At 46.4% G+C, this 3,094-nt stretch carries 2 protein-coding genes; both read right to left on the bottom strand.

What is annotated here, in order from left to right; translation table 11 throughout:
- On the bottom strand, positions 1–2,141 hold a 2,141-nt coding region (locus QUA45_RS28340), incomplete at its 3' end, for a leucine-rich repeat domain-containing protein (RefSeq protein WP_333223230.1).
- Positions 2,142–2,560: 419 nt separating this feature from the next.
- On the bottom strand, positions 2,561–2,923 hold the full coding sequence (locus tag QUA45_RS28345; protein WP_333223231.1) for a DUF5615 family PIN-like protein: 363 nt from the start codon (positions 2,921–2,923) through the stop codon (positions 2,561–2,563).
- Between the last annotated feature and the right edge of the window lie 171 nt (positions 2,924–3,094).

The following is a 3,094-nucleotide window of genomic DNA, read 5'->3' on the forward strand; positions in this document are numbered from 1 at the left end:
AAGTTGAGGACAATGCCCAGGTTGTGCAGCAGTCCGATCAGTTGGGTTTGGTCGGTTTCTTCAAAGATGTTTTCTTTAGCGCAGATTGTGGCGTATTGGCTGATGCTGATGATGTCTTTGTCGAGGTTTTCCAAGCGCTGCTTGACTTGGAACCAGCTTAGCGGCAAAAGATCGTAGACTTCTTTGAGTTCGGAGATTTCCGTGTGGATGGCCCTGCGGAGTTTCTCGATGCCGGTTCCGCTTTGGCAAGAGGTTTCGATAATTGCTTTGATATTGGGATATTTGTCGCGCAAGGCTTTGCGGTTGAGATCCAGGGGTTGTTCGTCGCATTTGTTGCCGACGATGATCACAGGGGAAGCGTCGCCGAAGCTTTCGATCAGTTTCAGCCAGTATTCGAGGCGGTTTTCGTCTTCGCTGGTGCGGCAGTTGCACACGAGGAGGTAGAGGCTGCGTTTGGTGAGGAAAAATTGGTGGGTGGCGTGGTAGATTTCTTGTCCGCCGAAGTCCCAGACGTTGAGTTTGACTGGTTTGGTGTTGACTGTAATTTTCCAGTCTGTGATGTTGAGTCCGTCGGTTTGGGGCTCGTTGGGGTTGTATTTGTTGTGGATGAGGCGGTTGATCAGGCAGGTTTTGCCGACGCTGCCTTGCCCAACGAGGAGGACTTTGGCTTCGTTGAGGGGGAGAAATTCGCCACTGCGGAGTTTGCGGAGGTAGTTGAAGATGTCGGCGGGATTACCAGGGGCTTCGTACCGGTTGGCGGGCCCTAGAACTTCTGGAAAAATGGGCAGGGGATTGTGGCGGAGGTTGAGTTTTTCAAGTTTTGGCAGTGTTTCCAAACTTTCAGGAATCTTTTCAATCTGATTGTTAAAGAGGTCAAGTTCTGTCAGATTCGACAGTTTGCCGATAACTTCTGGGATGGATGTAATCTGATTGTTACTGAGAAGAAGCCGTGTCAGATTCGACAGTTTGCCGATGACTTCTGGGATGGATGTAATCTGATTGTCACTGAGAAGAAGCCATGTCAGATTCGATAGTTTGCCGATGACTTCTGGGATTGATGTAATCTGATTGTCACTGAGAAGAAGCCATGTCAGATTCGACAGTTTGCCGATCGCATCTGGGATGGATGTAATCTGATTATTATAAAGGTCAATGTGTGTCAGATTCGACAGTTTTCCGATGACTTCTGGGATGGATGTAATCTGATTGTCACTGAGAAGAAGCCATGTCAGATTCGACAGTTGGTCGATGACTTCTGGGATGGATGTAATCTGATTGTGAGTCAGGTGAAGACATGTCAGATTCGACAGTGTGCCGATGACTTCTGGGATGGATGTAATCTGATTGTTAAAGAGGTAAAGCTGTGTCAGATCCGACAGTTTTCCGATGACTTCTGGGATGGATGTAATCTGATTGTAACTGAGATAAAGCTGTGTCAGATCCGACAGTTTTCCGATGACTTCTGGGATGGATGTAATCTGATTGTCACTGAGGTCAAGCTGTGTCAGATTCGACAGTTCGCCGATGACTTCTGGGATGGATGTAATCTGATTTGCACCGAGATCAAGCTGTGTCAGATTCGACAGTTTGCCGATGACTTCTGGGATGGAGGTAATCTGATTTGCACCGAGATCAAGCTGTGTCAGATTCGACAGTTTGCCGATGACTCCTGGGATGGAGGTAATCTGATTTCTACTGAGAAAAAGCCCTCTCAGATTCAACAGTTTTCCGATGACTTCTGGGATGAATGTAATCTGATTGTTAAAGAGGTAAAGCTCTGTCAGATTCGACAGTTTCCCGATCGCATCTGGGATGTATGTAATTTGATTGTTACTGAGGTCAAGCTGTGTCAGATTCGACAGTTTTCCGATGACTTCTGGGATGGAGGTAATCTCATTGCCACTGAGGTTAAGTATTTTTAAGTTGGTTAATTGAAGAACAGCATCAGGAAACTCAGTTAGCTTATTCCCAAGCAATTCCTCTTTCTCCTCATCCCACTTCCCCAACACCAACGTCTCAAGCTGCGTGCACTTGCCAATCTCCGGCGGCAATTCCTCCAAGTCCAGCCCCGACAAATCCAGTTCCGTCAATTTTTCCTCGGCTGCTTGGTCAATTCGCCGCACTGCTTCCTCTCGCGTCATGCCCTTTGTCTCTCGGTATGATTCATTTTATTGTGACAGGAATTTTTGGTTGGTGGGGGGGAATTAGGACACGGCAGTGACCAAGGTCTGACAACTTAAGCTGTCAGTCCACCCAGCCTTCTCGCCCACCCGACAGTCCGCCAGGGAATCAATTCCCTGTCTAATAGCGAAAGTCCTCTCAAAGAGGACTAATGAGTTCTTCAGTCGTCTGAAGACGACTTTCGCTTTGAGGCAGGGGTTTCAACCCCTGCCGGATTGCTGGACTATTGGTTGTACCTGGTTGTTGACACCAAGGATCATTGCCATGTCCAACTTTGCCTACACATTACAACCCGTAAAAACCTGGTTTTTTCCCTTTTCTACGGCTGTCACCAAATATTCTCGCAAAAATCGGTTTCTGGCCTACGCATCAGTCCTGTTTATGTTAATGGGAGATGGACGATCTGATCTTGGTATTCGTTATCAAACGAACCATCCACAATCACAATCAATTCCTCAATATTTTGCCCAATACTTAAATCCTGATTCAAAACGAAAATCCCTGGAATATGACCACCTTGAGCCAGATGATCTACCAAATGTACGGGCATTGACTTGCGATTGTTTGTCACCAAAATAAAGTTATGCTCCTCACACCACACCAAAATCTCCGGATCGAGAGTGCTTTTTGGGGGTGTACCAATTTCGCCCACTGCCCAAACTACTAAATCAGGGCGTTTTCGCCGAAGTTGTGTAGCATAAATGGGCGTAACATTCTCGTCCATTAAATATTTTAGCGCCATTTCTCAAGCACCCTGGATAACAGATTTTCTTTCCCGTTCAGCTTTCAATTTTCGCAATCTTTCTGTCGCCGGATGGGGATTTGCTACTTGGATTTTTCGCTGCTGATGCGACCATTCCAACCAATCTTGCAAATATCTACTTACTGATTCTTGATTTTGTAAATAATACAA

This window comes from Microcoleus sp. Pol12A5 (assembly GCF_036701435.1).
Lineage (GTDB): Bacteria > Cyanobacteriota > Cyanobacteriia > Cyanobacteriales > Microcoleaceae > Microcoleus.

Bases quoted from the DNA above. Each gene is read 5' to 3' on its own strand.
- QUA45_RS28345 (WP_333223231.1), bottom strand. From the start codon at position 2,923: ATGGCGCTAAAATATTTAATGGACGAGAATGTTACGCCCATTTATGCT.